General features: G+C 41.4%; 20 protein-coding genes and 2 pseudogenes. 8 read left to right on the top strand and 14 right to left on the bottom strand.

All coding sequences use genetic code 11. The annotated features are described in order from the left end of the window. Nucleotides 1-25: 25 nt before the first annotated feature. From FBB35_RS00450 to FBB35_RS00435, 4 genes are all read right to left on the bottom strand, one after another. On the bottom strand, nt 26-2,968 hold the full coding sequence (locus tag FBB35_RS00450; RefSeq protein WP_174708032.1) for a DUF3769 domain-containing protein: 2,943 nt from the start codon (nt 2,966-2,968) through the stop codon (nt 26-28). A gap of 195 nt (nt 2,969-3,163) precedes the next feature. After that, nucleotides 3,164-3,280, bottom strand: coding sequence for a photosystem II reaction center protein I (locus FBB35_RS00445; RefSeq protein ID WP_041566417.1), 117 nt, complete (start codon nt 3,278-3,280; stop codon nt 3,164-3,166). 314 nt (nt 3,281-3,594) lie between these two features. Then, complete coding sequence (locus FBB35_RS00440) at nt 3,595-4,296, bottom strand: DapH/DapD/GlmU-related protein (RefSeq protein WP_174708031.1); 702 nt, start codon at nt 4,294-4,296, stop codon at nt 3,595-3,597. Nucleotides 4,297-4,944: 648 nt separating this feature from the next. Beyond that, entirely contained in the window at nt 4,945-5,082 is a 138-nt protein-coding gene (locus tag FBB35_RS00435; RefSeq protein WP_174707946.1) for a hypothetical protein, read from the bottom strand. A gap of 569 nt (nt 5,083-5,651) precedes the next feature. Between FBB35_RS00435 and FBB35_RS00430 the strand changes: the two genes are divergently transcribed. Together FBB35_RS00430 and glgP are read left to right on the top strand one after the other, a co-directional pair. After that, nucleotides 5,652-5,975 carry a hypothetical protein gene (locus FBB35_RS00430; protein WP_174708030.1) on the top strand — a complete coding sequence of 108 codons (324 nt, stop codon included), beginning with the start codon at nt 5,652-5,654 and terminating at the stop codon, nt 5,973-5,975. Nucleotides 5,976-6,545: 570 nt separating this feature from the next. Further along, complete coding sequence (gene glgP, locus FBB35_RS00425) at nt 6,546-9,110, top strand: alpha-glucan family phosphorylase (RefSeq protein WP_174708029.1); 2,565 nt, start codon at nt 6,546-6,548, stop codon at nt 9,108-9,110. Nucleotides 9,111-9,170: 60 nt separating this feature from the next. Here the strand turns inward: glgP and FBB35_RS00420 are convergent. Beyond that, a pseudogene (locus FBB35_RS00420) lies at nt 9,171-9,640 on the bottom strand (DUF29 domain-containing protein). A gap of 37 nt (nt 9,641-9,677) precedes the next feature. Next, complete coding sequence (locus FBB35_RS00415) at nt 9,678-10,445, bottom strand: DUF429 domain-containing protein (protein ID WP_174713484.1); 768 nt, start codon at nt 10,443-10,445, stop codon at nt 9,678-9,680. A gap of 151 nt (nt 10,446-10,596) precedes the next feature. On the opposite strand from FBB35_RS00415, the gene FBB35_RS00410 reads away from it, so the two are divergent. Both FBB35_RS00410 and FBB35_RS00405 read left to right on the top strand, forming a co-directional pair. Then, the gene (locus tag FBB35_RS00410; protein WP_174708028.1) at nt 10,597-11,862 is read left to right on the top strand and encodes a glycosyltransferase family 4 protein; all 1,266 of its coding nucleotides are present in this window, start codon (nt 10,597-10,599) and stop codon (nt 11,860-11,862) included. Between the two features lie 242 nt (nt 11,863-12,104). After that, nucleotides 12,105-12,869 (top strand): ABC transporter ATP-binding protein, encoded by a 765-nt coding sequence (locus FBB35_RS00405; protein WP_302480941.1) that lies wholly within the window; start codon nt 12,105-12,107, stop codon nt 12,867-12,869. A gap of 92 nt (nt 12,870-12,961) precedes the next feature. Here FBB35_RS00405 and FBB35_RS00400 read toward each other — a convergent pair whose 3' ends face one another. Beyond that, a complete protein-coding gene (locus tag FBB35_RS00400; RefSeq protein WP_174708027.1) occupies nt 12,962-13,492 on the bottom strand; it encodes an orange carotenoid protein N-terminal domain-containing protein in 531 nt (176 codons plus the stop codon). Nucleotides 13,493-13,710: 218 nt separating this feature from the next. Between FBB35_RS00400 and FBB35_RS00395 the strand changes: the two genes are divergently transcribed. Further along, nucleotides 13,711-14,085: a hypothetical protein gene (locus FBB35_RS00395; protein ID WP_174708026.1), complete on the top strand. Its 375-nt coding sequence runs from the start codon at nt 13,711-13,713 to the stop codon at nt 14,083-14,085. A 116-nt stretch (nt 14,086-14,201) separates the two neighbouring features. Here FBB35_RS00395 and FBB35_RS34075 read toward each other — a convergent pair whose 3' ends face one another. Next, a complete protein-coding gene (locus tag FBB35_RS34075; RefSeq protein ID WP_254625775.1) occupies nt 14,202-14,837 on the bottom strand; it encodes an HAD-IA family hydrolase in 636 nt (211 codons plus the stop codon). Next, nucleotides 14,812-15,785: pseudogene (gene queG, locus FBB35_RS34070) on the bottom strand (tRNA epoxyqueuosine(34) reductase QueG). Before queG ends, FBB35_RS34075 begins: the two are co-directional and overlap by 26 nt. Before the next feature lie 315 nt (nt 15,786-16,100). On the opposite strand from queG, the gene FBB35_RS00385 reads away from it, so the two are divergent. Beyond that, nucleotides 16,101-16,532, top strand: a complete 432-nt coding sequence (locus FBB35_RS00385; protein WP_174708024.1) for a ketosteroid isomerase family protein — start codon at nt 16,101-16,103, stop codon at nt 16,530-16,532. Between the two features lie 84 nt (nt 16,533-16,616). Here the strand turns inward: FBB35_RS00385 and FBB35_RS00380 are convergent, their stop codons facing one another. The 3 genes from FBB35_RS00380 to FBB35_RS00370 all read right to left on the bottom strand — a co-directional run bounded on the left by FBB35_RS00380 (nt 16,617) and on the right by FBB35_RS00370 (nt 19,603). Beyond that, entirely contained in the window at nt 16,617-17,042 is a 426-nt protein-coding gene (locus FBB35_RS00380; RefSeq protein WP_012411419.1) for an anti-sigma regulatory factor, read from the bottom strand. Nucleotides 17,043-17,045: 3 nt separating this feature from the next. Next, entirely contained in the window at nt 17,046-18,719 is a 1,674-nt protein-coding gene (locus FBB35_RS00375; protein WP_174708023.1) for a SpoIIE family protein phosphatase, read from the bottom strand. Nucleotides 18,720-18,883: 164 nt separating this feature from the next. Continuing rightward, complete coding sequence (locus tag FBB35_RS00370) at nt 18,884-19,603, bottom strand: response regulator transcription factor (protein WP_174708022.1); 720 nt, start codon at nt 19,601-19,603, stop codon at nt 18,884-18,886. 499 nt (nt 19,604-20,102) lie between these two features. Between FBB35_RS00370 and FBB35_RS00365 the strand changes: the two genes are divergently transcribed. Next, nucleotides 20,103-20,858: a WecB/TagA/CpsF family glycosyltransferase gene (locus FBB35_RS00365; protein ID WP_174708021.1), complete on the top strand. Its 756-nt coding sequence runs from the start codon at nt 20,103-20,105 to the stop codon at nt 20,856-20,858. A 359-nt stretch (nt 20,859-21,217) separates the two neighbouring features. Further along, the gene (gene ftsE, locus FBB35_RS00360) at nt 21,218-21,964 is read left to right on the top strand and encodes a cell division ATP-binding protein FtsE (RefSeq protein ID WP_174708020.1); all 747 of its coding nucleotides are present in this window, start codon (nt 21,218-21,220) and stop codon (nt 21,962-21,964) included. Nucleotides 21,965-22,042: 78 nt separating this feature from the next. Here ftsE and FBB35_RS00355 read toward each other — a convergent pair whose 3' ends face one another. Together FBB35_RS00355 and FBB35_RS00350 are read right to left on the bottom strand one after the other, a co-directional pair. Next, nucleotides 22,043-22,840, bottom strand: a complete 798-nt coding sequence (locus tag FBB35_RS00355; protein WP_174708019.1) for an armadillo-type fold-containing protein — start codon at nt 22,838-22,840, stop codon at nt 22,043-22,045. 179 nt (nt 22,841-23,019) lie between these two features. Then, nucleotides 23,020-23,604 carry a hypothetical protein gene (locus tag FBB35_RS00350; protein ID WP_174708018.1) on the bottom strand — a complete coding sequence of 195 codons (585 nt, stop codon included), beginning with the start codon at nt 23,602-23,604 and terminating at the stop codon, nt 23,020-23,022. Between the last annotated feature and the right edge of the window lie 207 nt (nt 23,605-23,811).

The following is a 23,811-nucleotide window of genomic DNA, read 5'->3' as shown; positions in this document are numbered from 1 at the left end:
AAAATACTTTTCAAACAACCTTTTATTAATAATTCTGTTGCACACCGTTTACTACTGGCTTAACTTCAGAAAATGGATCAGTGCCGCCACCCCAGTTAAAATCACTAATTCGGATGCTAAAGCCGCCTAATTCCAACACTGGATTGTAACGCAAGGTGATGCCATAGGTACGACGGCTATATTCTAAAATGTAGTCAGTACTGGTTTCTCTACCAGTATCCAAGTTAACAGATGTTTGAAAGCCTAAGCGAAAAGGGCCATAGATTTGCTGTGATATCCCAGCAGTCAAAACTTTGTTATCAACGGAGCGATCAAACAAAAAGGGTGATAATCCGTTGTTTAAGCCTTGAGAGTAAGTAATATTAAAGGCAGTGTAGTCGAAAAAAGGGCGAGAAAAATGACCAATTTGTCCTTGTAAACCAATTCTAGGAGTTAGAGTGCTTTGGTTATCACCATTGGTGTAATAACTCGTAGTGCCTGTAAGTCCAGCGATCGCTTGCAAGTAAGGAACTACAGGATTAGCCGTGTATCGTAATCCCTCAGTGGCAGTGGGCGGTAATGGTTTTCCTTGCCACAGTAACACCCCAGTACTGAGGTCAGCACTAGCTTGGAAACGACCTAGTGAAATGCGATCGTTTTCGCGTATGGGTTCTAGTAAGTCTTGGCGATCGGTATTGGCATCGATATACTGAGCGCTTCCCTGATAGGTTAGGTTAATGCCACTTTTTCCTAAAGGAATCACAGGAGAGGTAATAATGCCACCAAAACTGCTCTGGACAGTTTGAAAGCCGAGAGTACCGTTGTAGAGGCGATCGCGGTAATTATATTGCACATTCAAGAGATGGGGAAGGGAAGTGCCTATTATCTGACGCAATCCCAAATTCACCCGCAAATTGTCTTCCACCTTGTCTAAGTCAAAACTGGTTAACTCCCCAGTTCCTTGAATTACTGCTCGTGGACTCAAAACAGAATTTACCTTTGTCTTGACAGCAAACAATGAGCCTAAGTTACCCGTACCTTCTTGCACACCTCTCTGTACTAATAACTGAGGCGTGATCGTCCAGCTTGTCTTCTCTGTATCGATCACTGGAAAGCCACGCTCAATATACAAACCACCCCGCTTATCTCCATCATAGCCGGGAGAAACTATTGCAGGTGTAACGTCCCGCTCCCGACGGTCAATCGTCTGCTGATTCACCGGAATTGGTAAGGAGATTCTTTGATCCAATACCAAACGTTGTCGCTGTGTTCTAATGCGGTCTACCAAAGGTGTTTCTCGTGTCAGAGTTACTGTATCTGCGCGTAACTCTAGTTCTGGAGGCGAAAAAGGATCGTTGGTGATACGGACATCCCTTGCTTGCCAGCCTTGCGGATAGAAGTCAATGTGTTCAGCTTCAAATCTGAGCCGATTGACTACACCTCCTGTTTTTGGGGGTGAGAGGTTGCTAGCATCAGCTTGACCCCCGACTGTAAAATCAAGTTGTCCAGGGCTGCTTACACCAGAAAGGGGCTGATTGGCTCGAATGCGATCGCTAGGCGGACGTTTTGTTACTCCACCAGCAGTTGCATCTATGGGTGAGAAAGCAAAATCTGTTTGTGCTGAGGGCACATAAATTTCTCCTCTACCATTTAAGAGTTCTCCATTATCTTGAACAAAGTTATAGGTAAAGCGTTGCCCACGAAGTATTTGATCGCCCCTGGTTAAAGTTACGTTGCCTTCCCCCGCAGCAATTAAGTTGTCTAAATTAACTTGCAAGCGATCGGCATCCACCACCGCCCCATCAAATCGCACAACGACATTTCCAACAGCTGTAATAATTCGCCGTTGCTCGTCATACTCTTGCCGATCTGAAGTGACTTCTACAATTCTCGGTTGGGCTGGCGGTTTGCTAGCTGGTGCTTGTGGCTGATTGGTGGTATTTACTGGTGGTGTAGATGTTGGCGCTTGAGTTTGTTGTTGGACTTGGGAACTGAATTCTACAGTGATGGGCGTTGAAAGTTGCTTTGTCGGGTTACGAGACTGGAATTTTATAAAATTTTGTACTGATTGAGAACTTGGTGCAAGATCGGCAGCAGATAGAGAGATATTGTCTCTTTGGGAAGACTGTGGCGCAGTAATGTTACTTAGCTGTTTTTGCTGGGCTAACTTCTTAGCTAAAATTTCCGCCTTGGATTCAACTAACTTATTGCTGGTTGTAACCTTTGGGACAACTGGAATAGAAGGCGGAGATTGGGCGACAAGAGGACTTGGAGAGACCCTATAGTTAAATCGTAGAGAGTCCAAAAAGGTTTGTTTTTCTCTAGCAATAGAATTGGGATTTAGCGTAGATGCAAAGCGGTGAGGGGGTCGCAGTCTTGGCGGTTCCCATCGATTGCGAACCCCCGAACCCGTTGGCGCAGCCTCTCGTAGAGAAGGGCTTGTCGTTAGATCTTGCTCACCGAGTTTTTGAGAAGATTCAGGTTTTGCATTTAGGGAAGGCTCCGCTCCAACTTTTTTTGGCAATGCAGTGGCTTCTGTTTGCGTCTCCCGTTTGCGTAACGCCGCTCTTAGGAGAAGCTCTAAGCGGCGGCGTTCGACGCTCGGATAGCCATTAGAGGTTTTAATATCCTGCGTTGGATAACCAACCAGCAGCGATCGCCCCAAAAGTTCAGCACTTTCAGAGTCGGTAATGGGGGAAATTTCTGGTGGGAAGGTTTCTGGTGGATGGAGTACAGAGGAAGTTTCGGCAACTACTGAGTCATCCTGAGTTGAATTAATGGGAGTTGGCAATGGCGAATTACTTTTGGTGTCACCCGCAATCGACAATTCAGGCAAATCCTTGGACTGCTTAGATTTGTCTGTCTTTTCCTGCATTCCAGTTTCTACAACTGAAAGAAACTTTGTATGACTAGCAGATGAGGTGGGATTTACAGGTTGTAAAGATTCGAGGATAGGAGGCGGATTGGGTGGCAGAACTGGATGAAGCATAAGTGAGCAAAATCGGGCTAACAAACAGCCAAATGACGGACGGAAGGATAAACATACATTCTGCCTTCCGACTGTCGCCTTCTGCTACCTACAGCAAGCTACCTGGAGGAAGAAACTTACTAAATTTCGCTTAGTAAGTTTCTGTGGCGTTTAGTATTTTCCGCCTTCCAAAGTCGCGGATGATTTATCGCCCTTTTACTCTAAGTCCCGACGGCCGGGGTTACGAGCAGGATCGTTCGACAAAAATCCGAAGATGAAGATAGTTACGAAGAAGGCAACAACAATATAAACAGCGATTTTTAAAGTCAGCATAGAAATATCTCCAACGGGTAAAACAAAGAAAGCTTTTCTTTGAGGATCTGCCATGCAGAAAAGATAGCTACTTTATATTACCCAAATCTCGTCCCTTTTTTAGAGGACTCTGGCGACTGGGGATTGGGGACTGGGGATTAGGGACTAGCAGTGCCTATCCTGCGGTTATTGAGAATCGTGCAAGATTAGATGCCCTTCAAAAATAACTCACAGATTATTTACTCTTGTGACGTTGACTAACAACAAAGGTTTCCCAAAATAGTTCACAGGAGATAGTTGTAATGCCCAATGCCCAATTCCCAATTCCCAATTCCCTATTTCTCAGTTTGAACTTTTGCTAGGTCTTTGCCAATTCGGTTTTTGACTACTCGTGCAGGTATGCCTACAGCAACGGATAAAGGAGGAATATCTTTATTGACAACTGCTCCCGCACCAATAACACTACCTTTGCCAATGGTAACGCCATCTAATACCGTTACTCCATGACCTAGCCAACAATCATCTTCAATCACAATTCCCTTGCGAGTAACACCTTGGTATTTAATTAGCTCCATCGGATCGGCAAAATTATGATTATTGGCATATATCCCGGAGTGGGCAGCAATCATGCAGTGTTTGCCAATTTTAATGTCTCCTGGCCCCTCAATACATACGTTTGGAGCAATGAAGGTGTCTTCATCAATATGTATACACGTATTTTCCAAACACCCTATATCAACGTTACGCTCAATAGCCACTCTATTGCCTAGATGAATTTTATTATTTTTGTGTCCTCTAGCATCCATGCGTACACCCTTGAAAATATAGACTCCACTGCCTATCTCAATACAAGAAGCACCGTTAAATTCAACACCATTTTGAATATAAACTGGACTGCCTATTTGAGCAAAAATACTCCGATATCCTAAACTACGCAACTTTGGCCCCAGAATAAGTGTAGGAAGATCCCCTAACACAGTAGTTACTACAAGTTCTTGCACACGCTGCAATTTTGAAAAATATTGCTCGTTAGGCATGGCTACATATCTCTTCAATTAATTGGTGTTGACAGTATTGAAAGTGTTTTGCCTGTATCCGAATCTTCTGCCATGTAAAGAAATCTTGTATTTCTTAATACATTAAGCTTAGTTGGCAGTATTACCGAAATTTACCCATATTTTTAGATAGTTTCCCAAATTTTGAAAAACCTACAGTCTGACTTTAACTATGTGAGCAATTCTTGAAATTAGGTGTGTTATAATTACCCACTTGATATGCACAACTACCTTGGATCTATAGAAGCTTTTGTACCAGTCAAGGCATGTAAAAACTTTGCTTCTTTTTCACCAGAGCAATTGACAAAAAATCTTAGTGCATTGTAGGGTCAAACCCCAGACTATGAAATTATCTGATGGGTAAATTGGTTGGTTTAGATAGGATACTGTTTTAGTTATCTGGCAAATTTGCAAAGCTTGTTACGAAACTAGGGATTGAGTTGTTTGCCTTGAGGCTACTTTCTATCAGGCGGTTTTAGTCTTTTAAAACAACTCAGTTCCACAAGCTATGTTGCAACAAAAAATACATTTAACTAGACTATATTTAAAAATTTAGATAAAATTTCTGCCTAGCATAACAATGTAATTATTGTTGGGTTTAATTGGGTATTATTGCCCCACAAAACCCAATTAGGGTGGATTATCCCCTACATCAGCCATCACATTGAAGTTGACCATCGGTGCAAACAAGTAAGCGCTTCCCCGACTACTATGACGGCTTTCTTGCAACGAATTTCTAGAGTATGCTGCTCCAATCATGTTGCACACAGATGATTTACAGACTAGCAAATTCATGCTTGTAATTACATGAATCGTTTTTAATAACAGTTGCTTTTAACAATAACACATTTTATTTTTAGTGGAACACTCTTAATAAATAAGTTGATTGGTGATGAGAATCTTGTAAATTAGCTAACTTTTTTTATGGAGCTATCGCTACTCTTAAATAATTTTATACACTTAGATAAAAATCATTGAGGACGGTAATTTTAAAGATGCTCTGAGTTGTTAATTGTCATTTTTGTCTATATTTCTACCTTTGCTGTCCAAGTAATTTAATAATTGGGCGTTAAACTCAGAATGATATCTACTATACTGGTTACACGCTCTTCCTTCAAAAGCTCAAAATTTTCTTCTTCCTTATTACTTATATCTAAAAATTTGTAAATCACCCATTCGGGTGAGCCAAGCGGGTGATGCGTGCTTGGTGTTACTCATTATAAATTTTATTGTAAAGAAAGCTAAAACTTAGCTTAGTTTCCAGGAGAAGTCCACAAAACAACATCAAATTGACCACATTGAGGTATCGGTTTTAACTCACACACTTGGTTCAAATTATGGCTTTAATTAAAGAAATTGTCCAAGAAGCTCTAAATAGCGGCTATTTGAGTGTTGTAGCCGAAGAACAACTGCGATCGCAACTTCAAAGTAATTATGACTCAGAAGACCTAGATGCCTGGATCATTTTACAGCGAGCTATTGTAGCGGGTGATATCAAACAAGAGTCGCGCCGAAAAAAAGCTTCTCTTTCTCCTAAAGTCAAGGACGCTTCATCAAGTATCAAACTTGCTTATCAAATGGCAGCGGAGATTGCTTATGCAGCTGCTGTAGCTTTGTCAATGACAAAAAATACCAAAGATCAGCCTTCACTAGGTTCATAAGATAACACGCTAAGAAGTTATTTTCCTGATTTAGTATCCAAAATTTATACCAAGTAGTTTGCGACGCTTTTCCTAGTTAACTCCTTGGTATTATTTTTACGCATTCCTCTTTTAAGTGATGTCTACATGGGTTACTTTGTATCACATCTTCTCAAACTAATCCCTAACCTAAGAATCATAGCTGCTTATTTTCCCGCACAATTTTATTAAAAAATAATTAAAAATTTAACCTTTGTGGAAACAGCTACGAGGAAATTTCACCCTTAGCTAAGACAGTAGAACTGATCCCCGGAAGCAATACTAAAATAAATATAAATTATTTATTCAAAACTAGATTTTTTTCAGTGATACATACCACTCAATGATTAAATCTTAATATACCAAGTATATGGCTGAGAGTAACGCATAGAATTAGAAACACCTTGGTGTAAACTTTAGCAACGATGTTAAAAAGAATTCTCAATGCTTAACAAAGTCATCGCTTCTTCACAAACTACAGTATAAAGAATTGGCAACATTGGTAAAGACAGTAAACAATAACCATAATTCAACTTGGAGTTTTGCCAACCTATGCAGCCAATTCGCACATTTAACGTATCCCCTTCACTACCACCGCGACTCGAACCACTGCGGCGGTTAGCATATAACTTGCACTGGGATTGGAACGTTGAGAGCAAAGATTTATTTCGTCGATTAGACTCTGATTTGTGGGAGTCTAGCCATCACAATCCAGTGTTGATGCTCGGTACTATCTCGCAATCACGGCTTTTGGAAGTTGTTGAAGATGAAGGCTTTCTAGCGCAAATGGATCGAGCTGACCGTCAGTTAGACGATTATTTGCAAGAACGCACTTGGTATCAAAAACAACGCGAAGACAAACCAAAAGAATGCTACGCCTATTTTTCGGCGGAATTTGGACTTGTTGATTGTTTACCCGTCTATTCTGGCGGCTTAGGCGTTCTGGCGGGGGATCACCTCAAATCTGCTAGTGATTTGGGGCTACCGCTTGTCGGTGTAGGTTTGCTGTATCAGCAAGGCTACTTTGCCCAGTATCTCAATGCTGATGGCTGGCAGCAAGAACGCTACTTGCTCAATGATTTCTATAATATGCCCTTGCATCTAGAGCGCAATGCCGATGGTTCAGAGCTACGGATTGCGGTAGATTATCCAGGACGCAAGGTATACGCTAGAGTTTGGCGCGTACAGGTGGGAACAGTTCCCTTGTATCTGCTTGACACCAATATTGAACCCAACAATACTTACGACCACGACATTACAGATCAACTGTACGGTGGCGACATTGATATGCGTATCCACCAGGAAATCATGCTGGGGATCGGTGGTGTGCAAATGCTCAAAGCCTTGGGGCTGAAAGTCACTGCATACCACATGAATGAAGGTCACGCTGCCTTCTCTGCTCTAGAACGCATCCGGTTGCTGATTCAGGAAGAAGGGCTGAGTTATGCCCAAGCTAAACAGGTGGTGGCTTCCAGTAATATTTTTACTACCCATACACCAGTACCGGCGGGAATTGACTTGTTCGCTCCCGATAAAATGCTGCACTACCTGGGGTACTATGCAGAGATATTTGGGTTGCCCAAAGAGCAATTTTTAGGACTGGGGCGCGAGAATACAGGTGATTTATCTGGGCCTTTCAGTATGGCGGTGCTGGCGTTGAAAATGGCAACATTTTCTAATGGTGTCGCACAACTGCACGGGGTAGTGTCGCGGCAAATGTTCCAGGGCTTGTGGCAGAAAGTACCAGTAGAAGAAGTACCGATCGCCGCAATTACTAATGGTGTCCATGCTCGCAGTTGTGTGGCAAAATCGACTCAAGAATTGTACGATCGCTATCTAGGCCCAAATTGGTCATCAGCACCACCAGATAGCCCATTGTGGGATCGGATGGATGCTATACCCGATGAAGAATTGTGGCGCAATCATGAACGCTGCCGCTTGGATATGATTTTGTATGTCCGGGAGCATTTGGTCAAGCATTTAACCGATCGCGGCGCTTCCGCTTCCGAAATTACCCAAGCACAAGAAGTTTTAGATCCTTACGCTTTCACCATTGGCTTTGCCCGTCGCTTTGCCACCTACAAACGCGCTACCCTCTGGATGCGCGATCTGGATCGGATTAAGCGGCTTCTGCTGGCTAACAAAGACCGGAAAGTGCAATTCGTGATTGCTGGTAAGGCACATCCCAAGGATATTCCCGGTAAAGAACTCATCCGCGAGATCAATCACTTTATCCGCGAACAACATTTAGAAAAACAGGTAGTGTTTGTTCCCAATTACGACATTCACATCTCCCGGTTGATGGTTGCGGGTTGCGATATCTGGTTAAACACACCGCGTCGTCCACGGGAAGCCTCTGGTACAAGTGGCATGAAAGCCGCAATGAATGGATTGCCGAATTTAAGTGTACTAGATGGCTGGTGGGATGAAGCTGATTACGTCCGTACAGGCTGGGCAATCGGACATGGAGAGAATTACGACGATCCTAACTACCAAGATGAAGTAGAAGCAAATGCTCTCTACGAGTTGTTAGAGAAGGAAGTTGTACCACTATTTTATGAACACCGGGATACTGATGGTTTACCCCGTCCGTGGGTTGCCAAAATGAAGGATGCAATTCGGTTGAATTGTCCGTTCTTCAATACAGCGCGGATGGTAGGAGAATATGCACAAAGGGCTTATTTCCCAGCTAGCGATCGCTATCATACCCTGACTGTTGATAACTATGCCCCAGCCAAAGAACTAGCTGCTTGGAAAGAAAAATTGGGCGAACACTGGTTCAACATCAGAATCAAAGATGTTGATGTATCGGCAGCTTCAGACATTGAAGTTAACCAAACTGTTGCTGTCAAAGCCAAAGTTGACTTAGCAACCTTGACCAATGATGATGTGCAGGTGGAGTTATATCAAGGTGCGATCGATGCCAATGGTGAGATTGTCAACGCTGTAACAGTGGTGATGGATTACCAAGGTGAGGATTCACAACAATTGAGCATTTACACGGGTAATATTACTTATACCGCTTCTGGTTTACAGGGCTTGTCTTTGCGTGTATTGCCGAAAAATCCAAATCTGGCTAATGCTTATGAGCCAAGGTTAATTGCTTGGGCAGAGTAAGAGTGCTGAGTAGTTATTGAATACTCTATACTAGGCGTTGCTGATTTAGCAACGCCTTTTTTATGAAAACTTTTCAGGTAGATAATTAATATCTAGTAGCTGTTCTAAGGTGTAAGTAGAATATTGAGGTAATTTATCGAGTTTGCTCTTAGTTTGATCAATTACATATCCTAAAGCATCATCATAAATTGATGCTAATTTTTTTCTAAAAATTGATATAAATTCGTTGTTATCTGACGTTTTAATTGATTTCTAGAACCTCTAATTTCTGCTTTCCAATGTCCTGAGTTATATTCAGATTCTTCTGTCCAATATTGCAGCAATAAAAGATGTCTAATAATTTGTTCTAATAAACTAGCAACCTTGGCTTTGTCTCTACGACCCAAATTTTCTAGCTCCTCAATTAAGTTTTCTAAGTCTAATTTTTCTAAATGGTTAGATTTTAATAACTTGATTGTTTCCTCTAACCAGAGATGCTCGTCAATTTCATAAAGTTGTTTTAAACTCAAATTAGAACTAACTCTTTGCATAAAAACTCCTTGAGTTAAATCTTACAATATTACAATTTTAGGCTAATATTCTTTGGGGGATGATAATGTAGCCTGTGGTGCGATCGCCAAGTACCAAATTACGTTGTTCTCCCCAATACCACCAGTATGCAGCAACGTAAGCGCAAATTAAGCTATCTAGTTTATCTTCGGTTGCTTTGAGGGCTACGCCTGTGGTGGGGATTTCAAGAAGGAACGTAGACGCAGCAGCGTCTTGCCGTAGGCTACCGCAGAGACGCAGAGAACGCAGAGGAGGAGAAAGAGAGGGGAGGATATTGAGAAGATAATTTTGGAGTTTGATTAGTTCTAGGCGGCGCTCAGTGAGCCTTCCTTTTTTGTATTTGAGGATGCGTTCTAAGTTGAATAGGTTAACGATTGCTGGGTGGGGGAAGACTTCTATTTGATATCTGCTAAGTTTTTGTGGTTCTATAGTGGGTGCGTGGGCAAAACCACGTGATTCTAATTCTAAACCAAAGTTGATGGTGCGATCGGCGAATGGTAGGTTTTGATTAGCTGGGTAGCATCCTGCATGATATTTGCCAAAGTATTTGTGGCTGAGTTTATCCGGGAGGCGACTCCCGGTAGCATTAGGTATGAGGGTAGGTGCATCTACAGCGATGATTGCTGGTTGGTCTGGTTGGACGCTTTGATCGATCCAGGTAAGGATGTCTGCAATAGCTTCTTTGCGGTCGAGATCAAGTAATTGCAGTTGTCCATCTATCCATTCTAAACAGCATAATCCACTTGGTTGCGATCGCCAGCCTAAATCAATGCCAATAAATTTCATTGTCATAACATGAATTTGCGATTATTGTCGCATTTTCAGGCTACCATTTACCTAAATTTACTTGCTAAAAATTGTGAGAAATAATCTTATAATCTGAAATAGCTTGTCTTAATTTATTTTATCTGGCAATAATTTAATCAAGATTATTCCAATGAAAGTTTTATTTTTACATCCCAATTTTCCCTCACAATTTCGCAACCTAGCGACAGTTTTAGGTCAAGATCCTAATTGCCAAGTCGTCTTTGGAACAAATCGTCGTGAAGGCGAAATACCTGGGGTTTTTAAAGCTATTTACACTCCTTCTCGGGAAGCTGCTCCCCAAACTCACCATTATGTTCGCAACCTAGAAAATGCTGTTCTCACCGCTCAGGCTGTCTACCGCGTGTCCGAAAAATTAAAATCCGAGGGTTTCTTTCCAGATATAGTTTATGGTCATTCTGGTTGGGGGCCGACTTTATTTATGAAAGATGTTTTTCCCAAAGCAGAATTATTGTGTTATTTCGAGTGGTTTTATCACGCTCACGGTTCGGATGCAGATTTTGATCCCAATGAACCACTGAATGCTGATGATGAATGCCGTATCCGAGTGAAAAATGCACCGATTTTAACTGATTTATATAGCTGCGATCGCGGACTTTCTCCCACTAATTGGCAGCGTCACCAATTTCCCAAAGAATATCATAGCAAAATCACTGTACTTCATGATGGTATTGATACCAATTATTTTGTTCCCAAGCCAGACGCAAAGTTAGTTTTACCAAGAATAAATCTTGACCTTTCCTATGTTGAAGAGTTGGTAACTTATGTGGGACGGGGAATGGAAACTTATAGAGGATTTCCACAGTTTATGGAAACAGTGGCACTAATTCAGCAGCGAAGACCTAAGTGTCATCTAGTAGTTGTAGGAGAAGATCGGGTGGCTTATGGGAAGAATCTTCCCGATGGTCAGACTTATAAACAGTTAATGCTAGAAAAATTAAAATCATCTTTAGATTTATCAAGGCTGCACTTTACAGATAGACTACCTTACAATGAGTATCTTCAAGTTTTACAAGCTTCTTCTGCTCATATTTATTTAACCCGTCCTTTTGTTTTATCCTGGTCAATGTTAGAAGTAATGGCAGCAGGATGTTTACTAATAGCTTCTAAGACTCCGCCAGTATTGGAGGTCATCCATGATGAGGTAAATGGATTGTTAGTAGATTTCTTTTCTCCCCAGGATATTGCTAATCGGGTTGAAGAGGCGCTGAATCATCCTCAAGAGATGAAAAAAATTCGTGCGAATGCGCGAGAGACGATTTTAAAGCGGTATGATTTAGCCAAACTGTTACCACAGCATTTGCAATGGATGTTTGCTGGTAAAAATTCTGATAGTTTAAAAAAGCGCTCAGTTTCTAAGGGATTTGGAAGAAATTAGATGTTATTGGTCATTTGTCATTGGTCTCTTGCATAAATATTTTTTGTCTCACGCGAAGGCTCGACGAAGATCGTGAAAATAACGATTTTTACAAGATACTTTAATTTTATTGTGCCAACTTAACTGATCAAAGGAATTAGTGATCGCTAATTCCTTGCCGACAATTTACCTTGTGAGGATGGTTACTATAGTTACAACTGGGAAAAAAGTAACTTACCAGCCCAAGATTACCTGTAATCTTTATGACAAACACTATTTCAATTAACGATTCTCTGGTTCCTAATCCTCTAGTGAAACCAGCAATCATTCGACTAGAAAACATTTTCAAGATTTATGGTAGCGGCGAAACAGAGGTACGAGCGCTGAATGATGTCAACTTAATTGTGGAACAGGGCGAATATTGTGCCATCATGGGCCCTTCAGGTTCTGGCAAATCCACAGCCATGAATATTATCGGTTGTTTAGATCGTCCGACAACCGGACATTATTACTTAGATAATCTTGATGTAGCCCAAATGGACGATCGCTCATTGGCGCATATCCGTAATAAAAAGCTGGGGTTTGTGTTTCAACAATTCCACCTATTGCCCCAACTAACAGCATTAGAAAATGTGATACTGCCAATGCTTTATGCTGGTGTGAATCCAAAAGAAAGAAGCGATCGCGCAATAGTTGCATTGACGCGAGTCGGTTTAGCAAATCGCCTCAACAACAAACCAACTCAACTGTCTGGTGGACAACAACAAAGAGTAGCGATCGCACGAGCCATTGTCAATCGTCCTGTAGTACTCCTAGCCGATGAACCCACAGGCGCACTTGATTCGCGCACAACCCAAGAAGTCTTAGATATCTTTAGCGAACTCAATAGCAGTGGAATCACCGTTGTCATGGTGACACATGAACCAGAAGTTGCCCGTCAAACCCAGCGCATCGTTTGGTTCCGCGATGGTCAAGTGGTACACTCTAACCTCACCCCAAGCGACTTGAGTAACCTTACTGTGTCATAGCTTAATAAAGTCCGATTTCACCCTTGAAGTTCAGTAGGTGGACGAAAGTTTGTATCTAGTCGCCAAGGCTGATAAATGCGGTTTTGATATGATTACAAACTCGACGTTTTACCAGTTTCTGCTTGTGTTGCGATCGGCTTGACATCAGTGTAACCCACTTCACCAGCTATTGTCCGAAACACCGAAATTTGCTCGTCAAAATCTAGTTTTTCAATCTGGGAAACCAGATCGTTAATTGCCTTACTTGGCTTGTAGCTAGCTGGTAAACCAACCACCTGATTTCCCATCGCTACTGCCCAAGCATACCAAACTAACAACTGATTGTTTTCTTTTATCGACCCATAAGCACGAGAGTATTCTGTATCTTTGCGGTTAACAATATCCCGCATAATATCTAGTTGCTGCTCATCTGATAATTCAAAATAGTCTCCTAACAGAAGTGGTGCTAATTCTGGTTCAGCCGCAGCAGGTACAGCTGGCGTAATTGAATCACCCATTTTTTTATAAACAAAATAGAACCAGGCTAATTTGGCATCGGTATCTAAGGCATTAAACGCATCCACTAATTTTTGAGTTTCATTGCTCTGGGCTTGAGAAATAGTTTTGTCGTAACTTGCAGTCATAATTTTGTCCCCAAGTAAATTTAATAGGTCAAACTAAGTGTTACCAGAGTTTTCTCATTAGATTCTAGTACCGATAGAAGGAGTTAACTTTATTGCAAATTGCAGCTTTTATCTATCTTTTAATAGAGGTAAAAATCTCTCCCAAGAAAGCAACGAAGCGGCATATTGACTTGTTACAATCGCCCTAGTAATAAAAATTTACCTTAAGGTTTTTAATTATGCCTGATGAAGTAAAGCCCAATGTTAATGAAGCTCCCACCCATGATGCTCAATTAGCTGCCGAAAACATAGCTAGTGGTGAAGAAAAAGCGCCAAAAGTTGATTTTGATGCTGACTATGCAGCTGCACAAAAATTTAGCGTGAGTGAAGTTGATCGGACTGGTGAAGGTGCAGCAGCAGCCGAAGCAGCCACAGCACCTAAATATCAAACCTCTAAGCCAGAAGAGACAAAAATTGAAGCGCAGTCAACTGGTAATCCTGACGACTATGCAGAGTTAGCAAAGGAAGTTGGGAATTCTAAAACTGAAGGTGTAACTAATGTCAGTGATGAACTAGTACAAAAAGCTTTGGAAAAGGGTCAACCGAAAAAGTAATTTTTCCTAATCCAACATTTAGACATCTGGTGAAAAAAATGTAGAGATGTAGCATAGCTATGTCTCTACAATGGTTATGGATAACGCATATTTAATTTATGGAGATGTGTATATAATTAATAACCATTCATCACTTCTAGCAGTTCGCTAGGTTGGTGAATCAAATAATCTGGATTTTGTTTAGCTAGTACTTCCGATGAGTTAAAGCCCCAAGCTACTGCAATTACTTGGATATTTGCTTTCTTTGATGCTTCTATATCTCTGGTTTCATCACCGACATAAATAACTTCTTGGGGTTTGAGTTGTTTTTGCCTCAATACATTATTGATTATGGTTGTTTTGCCAAAAATTGTAATTCCTGAGTAGATAAAATCAAACAGGTAATTTAAATCATTGATTGTGAGAAATTGGGTAACGTTATCTTTAGAATTAGAAGTGATAATACCCAGTTTATATCCTTGATTTTGCAGTTCTATTAATGCTTCTTTAATTCCCGGAATTGGTTTTAATTCGGGAATTTTGTCTTTTAATTCTCCTTTAACTTTTTTAACTAAAAAAGGTATTTTAAATAGAGAAACTCCTGAGAACTTAATAATTTCCCTAGATGTTAAGTTTTTAAGGAGGGCTAATTGCTCTGGGCTGATGTGTCTATAACCAAAGTCTACAGCTAGACGATTGGCAATACTTACAAGGGCATCTACTGTATCAGCAATTGTGCCATCAAAATCAAAAATAATTACTTTCGGAGTCATTATTTGCCTGGATGCGTCAAGATTAGCTAGGGCGTTGCGTCGTAACATTTCTGGCTTAATCCGCCGCAGGGCAGATGCTGTAAATCGTTTATCCCACTCCCGATCTGAGATTTTGGCTAATTCTAGCAGTTTTGGAGCAATATTCCCAGGATAAGGTTGAAACTCTGGAATATTAGTTGTAGTGGCAAAACGTTGATTCCAAGGACAAACATCTTGGCAAATATCACAACCAGCAACCCAGCCTTGCAAATGGGGTGTGAGTGCCTGTGGCAGTTCTTCGTCCCGATTTTCAATTGTATGATAAGCGATGCAGCGATTAGCATCCACAACAAAAGGCTGAGTAATTGCACCTGTAGGACAAGCCTGAAGACAACGAGTACAGCTACCGCAGTGTTCTGTATACGGGCGATCGCTCTCTAGCTCCAAATTGGTCAATACTTCTCCCAAAAATACCCAAGAGCCATATTCCCGTGTAATCACATTCCCATTCTTGGCAATCCAACCAATTCCGGCAAGTTGAGCCAATACTTTATCTTGCACTGGGCCAGTGTCTGCATAATAACGAACTCTTACACTTTCATCGAGTGATTGTAGCCATGTAGATAGCTGCTTGAGTTTTTTATACATTACCCTGTGATAATCCCTTCCCCAACCATAACGGGAAATTTTGGCATAAGCCTCGCCTTGAGGACGTTGATGTGGTGTGTAGTAATTTAGAGCCACACACACTAGCGATCGCGCTTCTGGCATCACTAAGCGAATATCCTGACGTTTTGGGTTAGCCATCCATTCCATATCGGCGTGATAACCCAGTTCAATCCATGCTTGTAACCTCTGCGCTTCTGTAGCATTTATGCTATCTATAGCAGCAATTCCAACTTTGTCAAAGCCCAACTCGCTGGCTTTTTTTTTCACTACACTACTGCTTGTTACAGAATACTGACTCATTTTTTTATTTGGATTTTGCCTAAATAAAGGCAAATAAATTATACATTACCTAGTCAATACCTTTGATGAATATTTGTTACCTTCCCTATGTATCAATTTTATCGAGAAAGGAAGAAGGCAAGAGGGTAGTATTCCTTCTGCCTCCTGCCTTCTTCAATTTTTGCAACACCAATGTAGAGACATTCCATTGCAACATCTCAACTTCTATCGTGAGGAAGATTTAGCAATATGTAGCAATCTATTTCAAAAGCAGCTTTCTTTTAAACGATTTTTGTATTGAAATGAATATTCAGTTAGCATAATACAGAGAATTTTATGACCTCTACTGAATTTATATCTCCAGCGCAGTTGAAAGAAGAATTCCAGATTGAGGGAATTACAGAAACAAACGTACTGCGTTATTTTCAAACCTTAAATGCTGGAGAATTTGAGGCAACTGCTGCCTTATTTGCGGTAGATGGTGTGATGCGTCCACCCTTTGAATCTGATATTGTGGGGATAGATGCGATCGCAGCCTATTTAAAACAAGAAGGCCAAAACGTTAAAGCTTACCCCAACACGGCAATCGCCGAGACTTTAGAGACCGGTAAGATTCAAATTCAAGTAGCAGGCAAAGCCCAAACTTCCTGGTGTAGTGTGAATGTCTTGTGGATATTTATCCTCAACCAACAACGGCAAATTTTCTATACTAGAATCAAACTTTTAGCTTCTCCCCAAGAGTTACTTTCTTTACGTCGTGAAAAGTAGTAAATAAGTATAATTGTTGAGGAAATGTTTGATATTACCCAAAACAAAATCTAGGCATCAAAAATTTCTATAGATAACTTTTGTCTATTTGACTAATTCGGGCAAAGTAGCTTGTAACTTGAGACAGTTTGCACCATCAATCTGCAACTCATAGTCCACTTTATCCATCAGACGATTCATAATCAGCCAACCATAACCACCTTCTTGTTTTTCTAGAGGGTTGGGTGCGTAGTAGTTAGACATATCAAAGCCTTCGCCGTAGTCCCAAACTTCTAAGGCCAGATCCCGGTCTTTTACTTCCAAACGCAGTAAAATTGGTAAATTTGGTTTGTCCTTGTGGGCATGACGGACTGCATTTGAGTAAGCTTCCACCAAAGCCAGTCTCAAACGACTTGATTGCCGTGACCAATCCACAGATTCTCCTAGCTGAATTTTCAAACATCCCAGTAACCAGTTTTCGACAATATTCAGAAAATTCAAGTCACTTGGTACATGAAGCTCACTTTTCATCACTTATAAAATCTCCAGTGAAAGTATAGTTTGATCGTCTTCTTGAATGTGGTTATCTGCCTGAATGCGAGCTAGCAAATGGTTGAGAGAAAGTGGTTGTTCTTCTTGTTGTAACAGTTGCCAAAGACCATCTTGATTCAGCATAGAACGGTTAACTGCCTCAGCACTAGACCCGTTTTTTACTGTTAAATCAGAATCATTTGAGATCGTTGCTTCTGTAATACCATCACTGGCGAGTAATAATGTGTCTCCAGTCGCGAGAACCAAACGACCAGACTGTGCCTGCCACTTGGGTAAGATTCCCAAAGGAACGCTGCGGACTTTCAGGTAATTAGGATTGTTGCCCAAAGCATCTTGGCGTGACCATAACAGTGGATAAATATGACCGGCATTCGTGTAGACGAGTTCCTTAGTACTAGGGGTATAACAAGCTAACACAAGAGTGATGAAATAATTGTTGCTAATTAAATCTTCACTCAGAGCATGATTGAGGTTTTGCATAACCACATTCGGCTCGGCTGGTGTTTCTTGAGATAATTCTCGGCGCAAAACTGAAATAATACTAGCCATAAATAAAGCAGCTGGGACACCCTTACCAGAGACATCACCTACTGCCAACCACAAGTCGCCTTTGGGATGAACAAACACTTCAAAGAAATCGCCTCCTACTTCCCTGGCCGGGTAGCAGCAGGCTTGCACTTTTACACCCTTGATATCAGGTAAACTTTGGCGTAGCAAGTTGTATTGAATTTGCCGAGCCACCTCCAACTCATTATGAATCTGCTGTTGCTTTTCTTGGAGACGCTGGTAGAGTTTTGCTTGAGAGAGAGCTAAGGCTGCTTGTTCGGCAACACCTGCAATTAGTTGGATGTCTTCGTCTTGCCAGGGGCGATCGCGTCCCCATTGGTGGAGGGCCAGCACAGCCAACAAATGCTGCTGGTAGCTAAGTGGCACAACCAAATGGTGACAGGGGTTGCCCTCGTATATTTCTTGAGTAAGTTGATATTGACGGGTTTCCAGCACTTTTTCAATTAAAATACTGGGGTCGAAGAAGCAATCTAATACATTGGATTTAGGATCGTGGTATGAAAACTCATCTTGTATGAGGCGATCGCCTTCTACAGGTCTGAGCAAGCAACTGCTAGCGTCAAATGTTTGTCCAATAGTTGCTACAATTTTTTGCAGCATACTGTCGTAGTCTAAAGACTCGCGAATTGCGGTTGTGACGGCATTAAACAAAGATTCTCGTCGTAGGGCCCGACGCAACTCTTGCGTGCGCTTCTTGACTATGCGATAGGTATCAGTAGCTTGCTCAACTAATGCCCTAAGTTTATCTGGATTCCACGGTTTGGTAATATATTTGAATACCTGACCAGAGTTAATGGCATCCACCAAATCTTCGACATCAGTAAAACCAGTTAACAAAATCCGAATTGTGTCTGGAAAGCGCTCCACTGTTCGACTAAAAAATTCGGTGCCATTCATTTCTGGCATTCTTTGGTCAGAAATAATCACCGCCATTTCGCCAAATTGATCCAAGATTTCCAGAGCGCCAAAGGCGTGATTGGCTTTATATACTTGAAAATCTCGTCTAAAAGTGCGGTAGAGTAAATCTAGGTTGTCTGGCTCATCATCTACCACCATGAGCTTAAGTTTTTCGACCCCTGTCTCAGCCATATTTGACTTTACTTTTGAGATGTTTGAATGGCGATATAGTGTGATGTTTATCCCACATAATAAATCATAGAAAATCAGAGAAGCTATTCACTTTGAAAATATCACTTTTTCAAAGTTATGAGTTTCCCTTGATCCTTCTCAATTGCTCCACATCAAAATTACCTTTACCCAACTAAACCAGAACGCAGGGCGCGGACTGCTGCTTGGGTACGGTCATCGGCACATAGCTTATTCAAAATATTGCGAACGTGAGTTTTAACAGTCCCAACAGTGATGTAAAGTCTTTCCGCAATTAGTGCATTACTACAACCTTCGACAATCAACTGTAGCACTTCTAATTCCCTTTCTGTCAGGGTGTAAGGTTGAATTCCTTCCAGATTCTCGACATAATCAGGGTTAGAGGCAATAGTCTTGGCATCTACAAAAGCCGATTCCAACTTTTGAGGATTTTGTTGTGCTTGTTGTAATACAATTCTAGCGATCGCTGGATCGATCCAGGCGTTGCCATTGTAAGTTACTCTCACTGCTTCCAGCAAATTATCAAATTTGATATCTTTCATACAGTAAGAATCTGCACCAGCAGCAAAAGCCGCTAACACAGCTTCTTTGTTATCCCGCAGCGTCAAAATTAACACTTTTGTGGCTAGCTGCTGCCCATTCGCAGTAGATTTTACCTCCCGTGTTAGTTCAATACCATCTTTATCTGGTAAACCAATATCTACGATCGCAATATCAGGTTGTACCATTTTTAACATTCTTAGCCCCTCGGCAGCATTGGCAGCTTCACCTACAACTTCAATTTCATCCTTTTGGATGAGCGCTGTCCGAATACCCACGCGAGTGAGGTCATGATCTTCAATTAAAGCAATACGAATTTTACTCATAGCCAACTTCAGCCCGTTACACTACCTTAACCATAAAGTCGAGTTTCGTGACATACTCCCACACTAACTGTAAGCAGTATAGTGGGAGCTTCTGTTCCCGGAACCAGGGTTGCAAGTTGAGCTTTTTTATACTGAGTTAATATTACACTTTCACAATAAAATTTGCACTGATTCAGCCCAAGTACAAGCGCTCTGAGAAATCCCCACTTTCAAAACCCCAGGCTTGTAGAGCCAATGTTGAAAATGGGGAGTATGTCAAGCTTTCTATTGTTCCAAGGCACTGGGGATCTTTCCCAATACTTTTCGGTTAAGGGGGAAAGGGGAAAGGGAAAAGGTTTAAATTTACCTTTACCCCTTACCCTTTCCCCAGACCAAAAGAGAGATTGTTGGGTTTATTTGAAAAGTATTGGGATCTTTCCTGCCTAAGTTCTAATATAAAAAAATTTGATAAACTTAACATTCAAGTAAATCTGGCGTGAGGGTTACTTAAGAATAGGCTATGTCTAAAGGCAATCAAGCATTTTCAGTATTGGGAATACCAGTTCATGTGATGGCTAACTATCCAGGCTGGTTGTTAGAATGCCTAGAACAAGGCAGAGGAATTCATGTAGTAACGCTCAATGCAGAAATGACTATGCAGGCAGAGCAGAATGAATTCCTCGCTCAGATAATTAAAAATGCTGAACTAGTTATTCCAGATGGAGCCGGGGTTGTTCTGTATTTACGGTTATTACTATGGCAAAAAGTTCAGCGTTTTCCGGGAATTGAATTAGCAGAAAAACTTTTGCAAGAACTTGGACAACAGAAGACAGGGGCAAAGGTGTTTTTTTATGGAGCAGCGCCTGGGGTGGCCTCAACTGCGGCAGATTTTTGGCAGCAGCAAATTCCAGATTTGAATATAGTAGGCACTCACTCAGGCTACCATTCCCCAGAAGAAGAAGCGCAATTGCAACAAACTCTTGCTCAATTGCAGCCACAAGCGATTTTTGTCGGTTTGGGAGTGCCACGTCAAGAGTTATGGATTGCCAAAAACCGCCATTTGTGTCCTCAAGCAATTTGGATTGGCGTTGGTGGTAGTTTTGATATTTGGTCGGGAACTAAAACCCGCGCTCCTGCCTGGTTAGGAAATAATAATTTGGAATGGTTGTATCGGCTGTATCAAGAACCTTGGCGTTGGCGGCGAATGTTGGCTTTGCCTGCTTTTGCTGTAAAAGCTTTTGTTTATCGTTTGACAGCAAAAGATGCAATTAGTTAAGTAGGTTGGCGCAATCAAAGCTAAGTGGCAAGGACTGTCATTTGTCCTTTGTTATTGGTGAGCCAGCGCGGTCTTCTCCCAAAGGGAGAGGCTAGCGCCAAGGGGGTTTCCCCCATGAGTGACTGGCGAACCCGTAAGGGTTATAACTTTGAAACTTACTTTGTTAAGAGTTTTGCTAGCAGCAGCGGGGCGTTTAGTCTGTGTTATTACTTAGTTAATACTGAAGTCTTCAAAAAATTTTAAATTTTCTTTGTTGAATTTTAAATTCCCAGGCAAAACCTGGGAATCCTTATTTTGATAGGCAATGTCACATCTAAGTCGGCAAATTGTTTAGTTGTGGTTATGAGGAAAGTTTAACAATGCCAGTATTAACAACTCAAGTTAAAACAGATAAATCCTTTCAGAGAGAGGACTGTGCAACTCAGCAGTATGGTAGTAATACTACTGCAAAGGTGACATTGCAATCTGTAAGCAAGACTTATGCTAACGGCACTCACACCTTATTGAATGCGAACCTTGAGGTAAAAAAGGGAGAATTTCTGTTTATCACCGGGCCAAGTGGTTCTGGTAAATCAACGCTCTTGAAACTCTTGTATGGCCAGGAGTTGCCTACACAGGGAGAAGTAATTGTTGATGACTGTAATATAGCGGGTTTACGGGGCGATCGCTTGTCATTGTTCCGGCGACGGATTGGCATTGTTTTTCAAGACTACAAACTGATTAGCCAACGAACAGTAGCAGAAAATGTGACTTTTGTGCTGCAAGCTCAAGGGTATACCCGTAAAGAAATTCAACGACGTTTAGAACCAACTTTAAAGCTAGTAGGTTTGCTGAGTAAAGCTGATTGCTTCCCAGATCAACTATCTGGGGGAGAGCAACAACGGGTGAGTATTGCCCGTGCGATCGTTGGTACACCACCACTACTGTTAGCAGACGAGCCTACTGGAAATCTCGATCCTGATAATTCCTGGCAAGTAATCCAGATTCTCCAGAAGTTAAATTCCTTTGGAGCTACGGTAATTGTTACCACCCATGATGAACAATTGGTACGGCGGTGCAATCATCCGGTAGTGCAAGTTACTAATGGACAGTTGTGTCGAAAATAAGGATTAGGGATTGGGGATTGGGGAATGGGGAGTGGGGAATGGGAATTAGTTATTAGACAAAGGACAAATGACAAATAACTAATAAACGTGGTGCTTGACTTTTGCTGATACGGGTACAAAAGGTGCTGCTGTTTTGGGGGGTAGCACTTGTAGGCAATGGTCTCTGATCGAACGGAGGTCATCGCAAGCTTGTAAACTTTTAAAAGCTGCCTCTCGAATCGCAACTTCTTCCTCTCGACTGAGTAAGAGTTGCAAGCATTCGGCAACATCTTGCTGTACTGAAGAATCAACTCGCTGACGGCTGATGAATTTAGTTAGTTGACGTAGGGCAATCAACCGTTTCAATGGATCTTTGTCTGTTAAATTGACCAACAACCGATCGAGATAGTCTTCTTCTCGATTTTCATAGAAGTTGACAATTTGCCAGACCAATAAAATTAAAGTTAACAGGGTTCCCACGCCTTGGATAATAGCACCAGCTGCAATCCAGGAACTGTGAGAGTCAACCCAAATTGCAGCGGCCATATAAGTGCTGACAGTAGCAAGACCACCACTAATGACCGCTAAGACTAATCGACGATTTGAACTGTTTAAGAACTTACGTATCTTAGACCAGTGCAATTGCCAATCCCACTTCTGCATTGAGTAAACCAATACCATTACCCCAATGCCCATTAAGAGAGCCAATAGCAGCATCCAGTTCCACAACAACATAGCAACAAAAATTGTCAGGAACCCAAGCAAGCCGCCAGGCCCAGAGAAACGCTTAAATGTTTGCTGCTTTGTAGCTCCTTTTGTCTTGAACAATGGATGCGACCATTTCCAGTTGAGGATTTGGTTGATCAATTGCTGCCAAGAAGACGAAGCCTGTGCCACAGTGTTTACCTACTTGATTACGAAATTACCTATTGTATAAGTTTTACTAGGGAATGAAGAAAAGGTGAAGACCCAAACCACAAGATGCCTGCTTTGCATCGACTGATAGTAGACTAGTACAGCACGGCGGAAATAAAGATACCATTTTAGATGGCTTAGAGCAAGGGCATAAAGGCTTTTTAAAGGCAAAAACGAAAGTTATCAATGGTGAATTGACCATCAAAAGCACAGAAGGTAACGCTATAGATGTTATTCACATTTATAAATAATAAGGTATTGGGGGAAATTGCTGAGTCTGAATTGGCAAGATTAGAGCCTGGTAGTGCAGTTTGACCAAGCAGTTGGCGATCGCGATCATAGGCGGAAAGTACTAGCCGTTGCGAACTAGTGACAAAGGCGCTAACCGAGTTAACCGGACGCAAGAAAGTAGCTTCTAAAAATCCACTTTTAGGCGCTCCCATTAAAACTGTTAGCCCTGAATAGGCTGGAAATGCTGGATTTGATGGTTGTATTGCTAGAGAATTGTGAAAAATTACTCCCCAGCGTTCATACTGGCGCTCTACTGGTTCAAAACACTTCAACTCTTCTAAGTCTAAAAAGATACAAGCGGGTACAGTAATTCTGGCAGCATCAATGCCTGACTCGACCTGATCCCTGCAAGCTGAAGCTTTAATTTCATTTTGTATATTAAACTTGTCAAGCGCAAATTCAGCGTCTTCAATCGTTGGTAGTTTATTTGATTGAAGAGTAGCCTGCTTTACCATGACATCCCGCCTTACCATTACTTAGATAATAATTAGATTGGTTATACATCAAAAGCAATTTATCTTACATACAAAAGTAGAATAAATGGCCTATTATAATGAGCGTTTCAACTGTTTTTAACGCTCAAAATTATTTATGAGTTTTCTGATAGATTACCATAAAAACTTATGCTGGATTCAGGCTGTAGTAATACTCGCTACCATAAA

Origin of the sequence: Nostoc sp. TCL240-02, from assembly GCF_013343235.1 — a bacterium.
GTDB lineage: Bacteria > Cyanobacteriota > Cyanobacteriia > Cyanobacteriales > Nostocaceae > Nostoc.
Note: the sequence above shows the minus strand (reverse complement) of the source record. Positions and strands in the feature narration are given on the sequence as shown.

Bases quoted from the DNA above. Each gene is read 5' to 3' on its own strand.
- FBB35_RS00450 (WP_174708032.1), bottom strand. From the start codon at position 2,968: ATGCTTCATCCAGTTCTGCCACCCAATCCGCCTCCTATCCTCGAATCT.
- FBB35_RS00445 (WP_041566417.1), bottom strand. From the start codon at position 3,280: ATGCTGACTTTAAAAATCGCTGTTTATATTGTTGTTGCCTTCTTCGTA.
- FBB35_RS00440 (WP_174708031.1), bottom strand. From the start codon at position 4,296: ATGCCTAACGAGCAATATTTTTCAAAATTGCAGCGTGTGCAAGAACTT.
- FBB35_RS00430 (WP_174708030.1), top strand. From the start codon at position 5,652: ATGGCTTTAATTAAAGAAATTGTCCAAGAAGCTCTAAATAGCGGCTAT.
- glgP (WP_174708029.1), top strand. From the start codon at position 6,546: ATGCAGCCAATTCGCACATTTAACGTATCCCCTTCACTACCACCGCGA.
- FBB35_RS00415 (WP_174713484.1), bottom strand. From the start codon at position 10,445: ATGAAATTTATTGGCATTGATTTAGGCTGGCGATCGCAACCAAGTGGA.
- FBB35_RS00410 (WP_174708028.1), top strand. From the start codon at position 10,597: ATGAAAGTTTTATTTTTACATCCCAATTTTCCCTCACAATTTCGCAAC.
- FBB35_RS00405 (WP_302480941.1), top strand. From the start codon at position 12,105: ATGACAAACACTATTTCAATTAACGATTCTCTGGTTCCTAATCCTCTA.
- FBB35_RS00400 (WP_174708027.1), bottom strand. From the start codon at position 13,492: ATGACTGCAAGTTACGACAAAACTATTTCTCAAGCCCAGAGCAATGAA.
- FBB35_RS00395 (WP_174708026.1), top strand. From the start codon at position 13,711: ATGCCTGATGAAGTAAAGCCCAATGTTAATGAAGCTCCCACCCATGAT.
- FBB35_RS34075 (WP_254625775.1), bottom strand. From the start codon at position 14,837: ATGACTCCGAAAGTAATTATTTTTGATTTTGATGGCACAATTGCTGAT.
- FBB35_RS00385 (WP_174708024.1), top strand. From the start codon at position 16,101: ATGACCTCTACTGAATTTATATCTCCAGCGCAGTTGAAAGAAGAATTC.
- FBB35_RS00380 (WP_012411419.1), bottom strand. From the start codon at position 17,042: ATGAAAAGTGAGCTTCATGTACCAAGTGACTTGAATTTTCTGAATATT.
- FBB35_RS00375 (WP_174708023.1), bottom strand. From the start codon at position 18,719: ATGGCTGAGACAGGGGTCGAAAAACTTAAGCTCATGGTGGTAGATGAT.
- FBB35_RS00370 (WP_174708022.1), bottom strand. From the start codon at position 19,603: ATGAGTAAAATTCGTATTGCTTTAATTGAAGATCATGACCTCACTCGC.
- FBB35_RS00365 (WP_174708021.1), top strand. From the start codon at position 20,103: ATGTCTAAAGGCAATCAAGCATTTTCAGTATTGGGAATACCAGTTCAT.
- ftsE (WP_174708020.1), top strand. From the start codon at position 21,218: ATGCCAGTATTAACAACTCAAGTTAAAACAGATAAATCCTTTCAGAGA.
- FBB35_RS00350 (WP_174708018.1), bottom strand. From the start codon at position 23,604: ATGGTAAAGCAGGCTACTCTTCAATCAAATAAACTACCAACGATTGAA.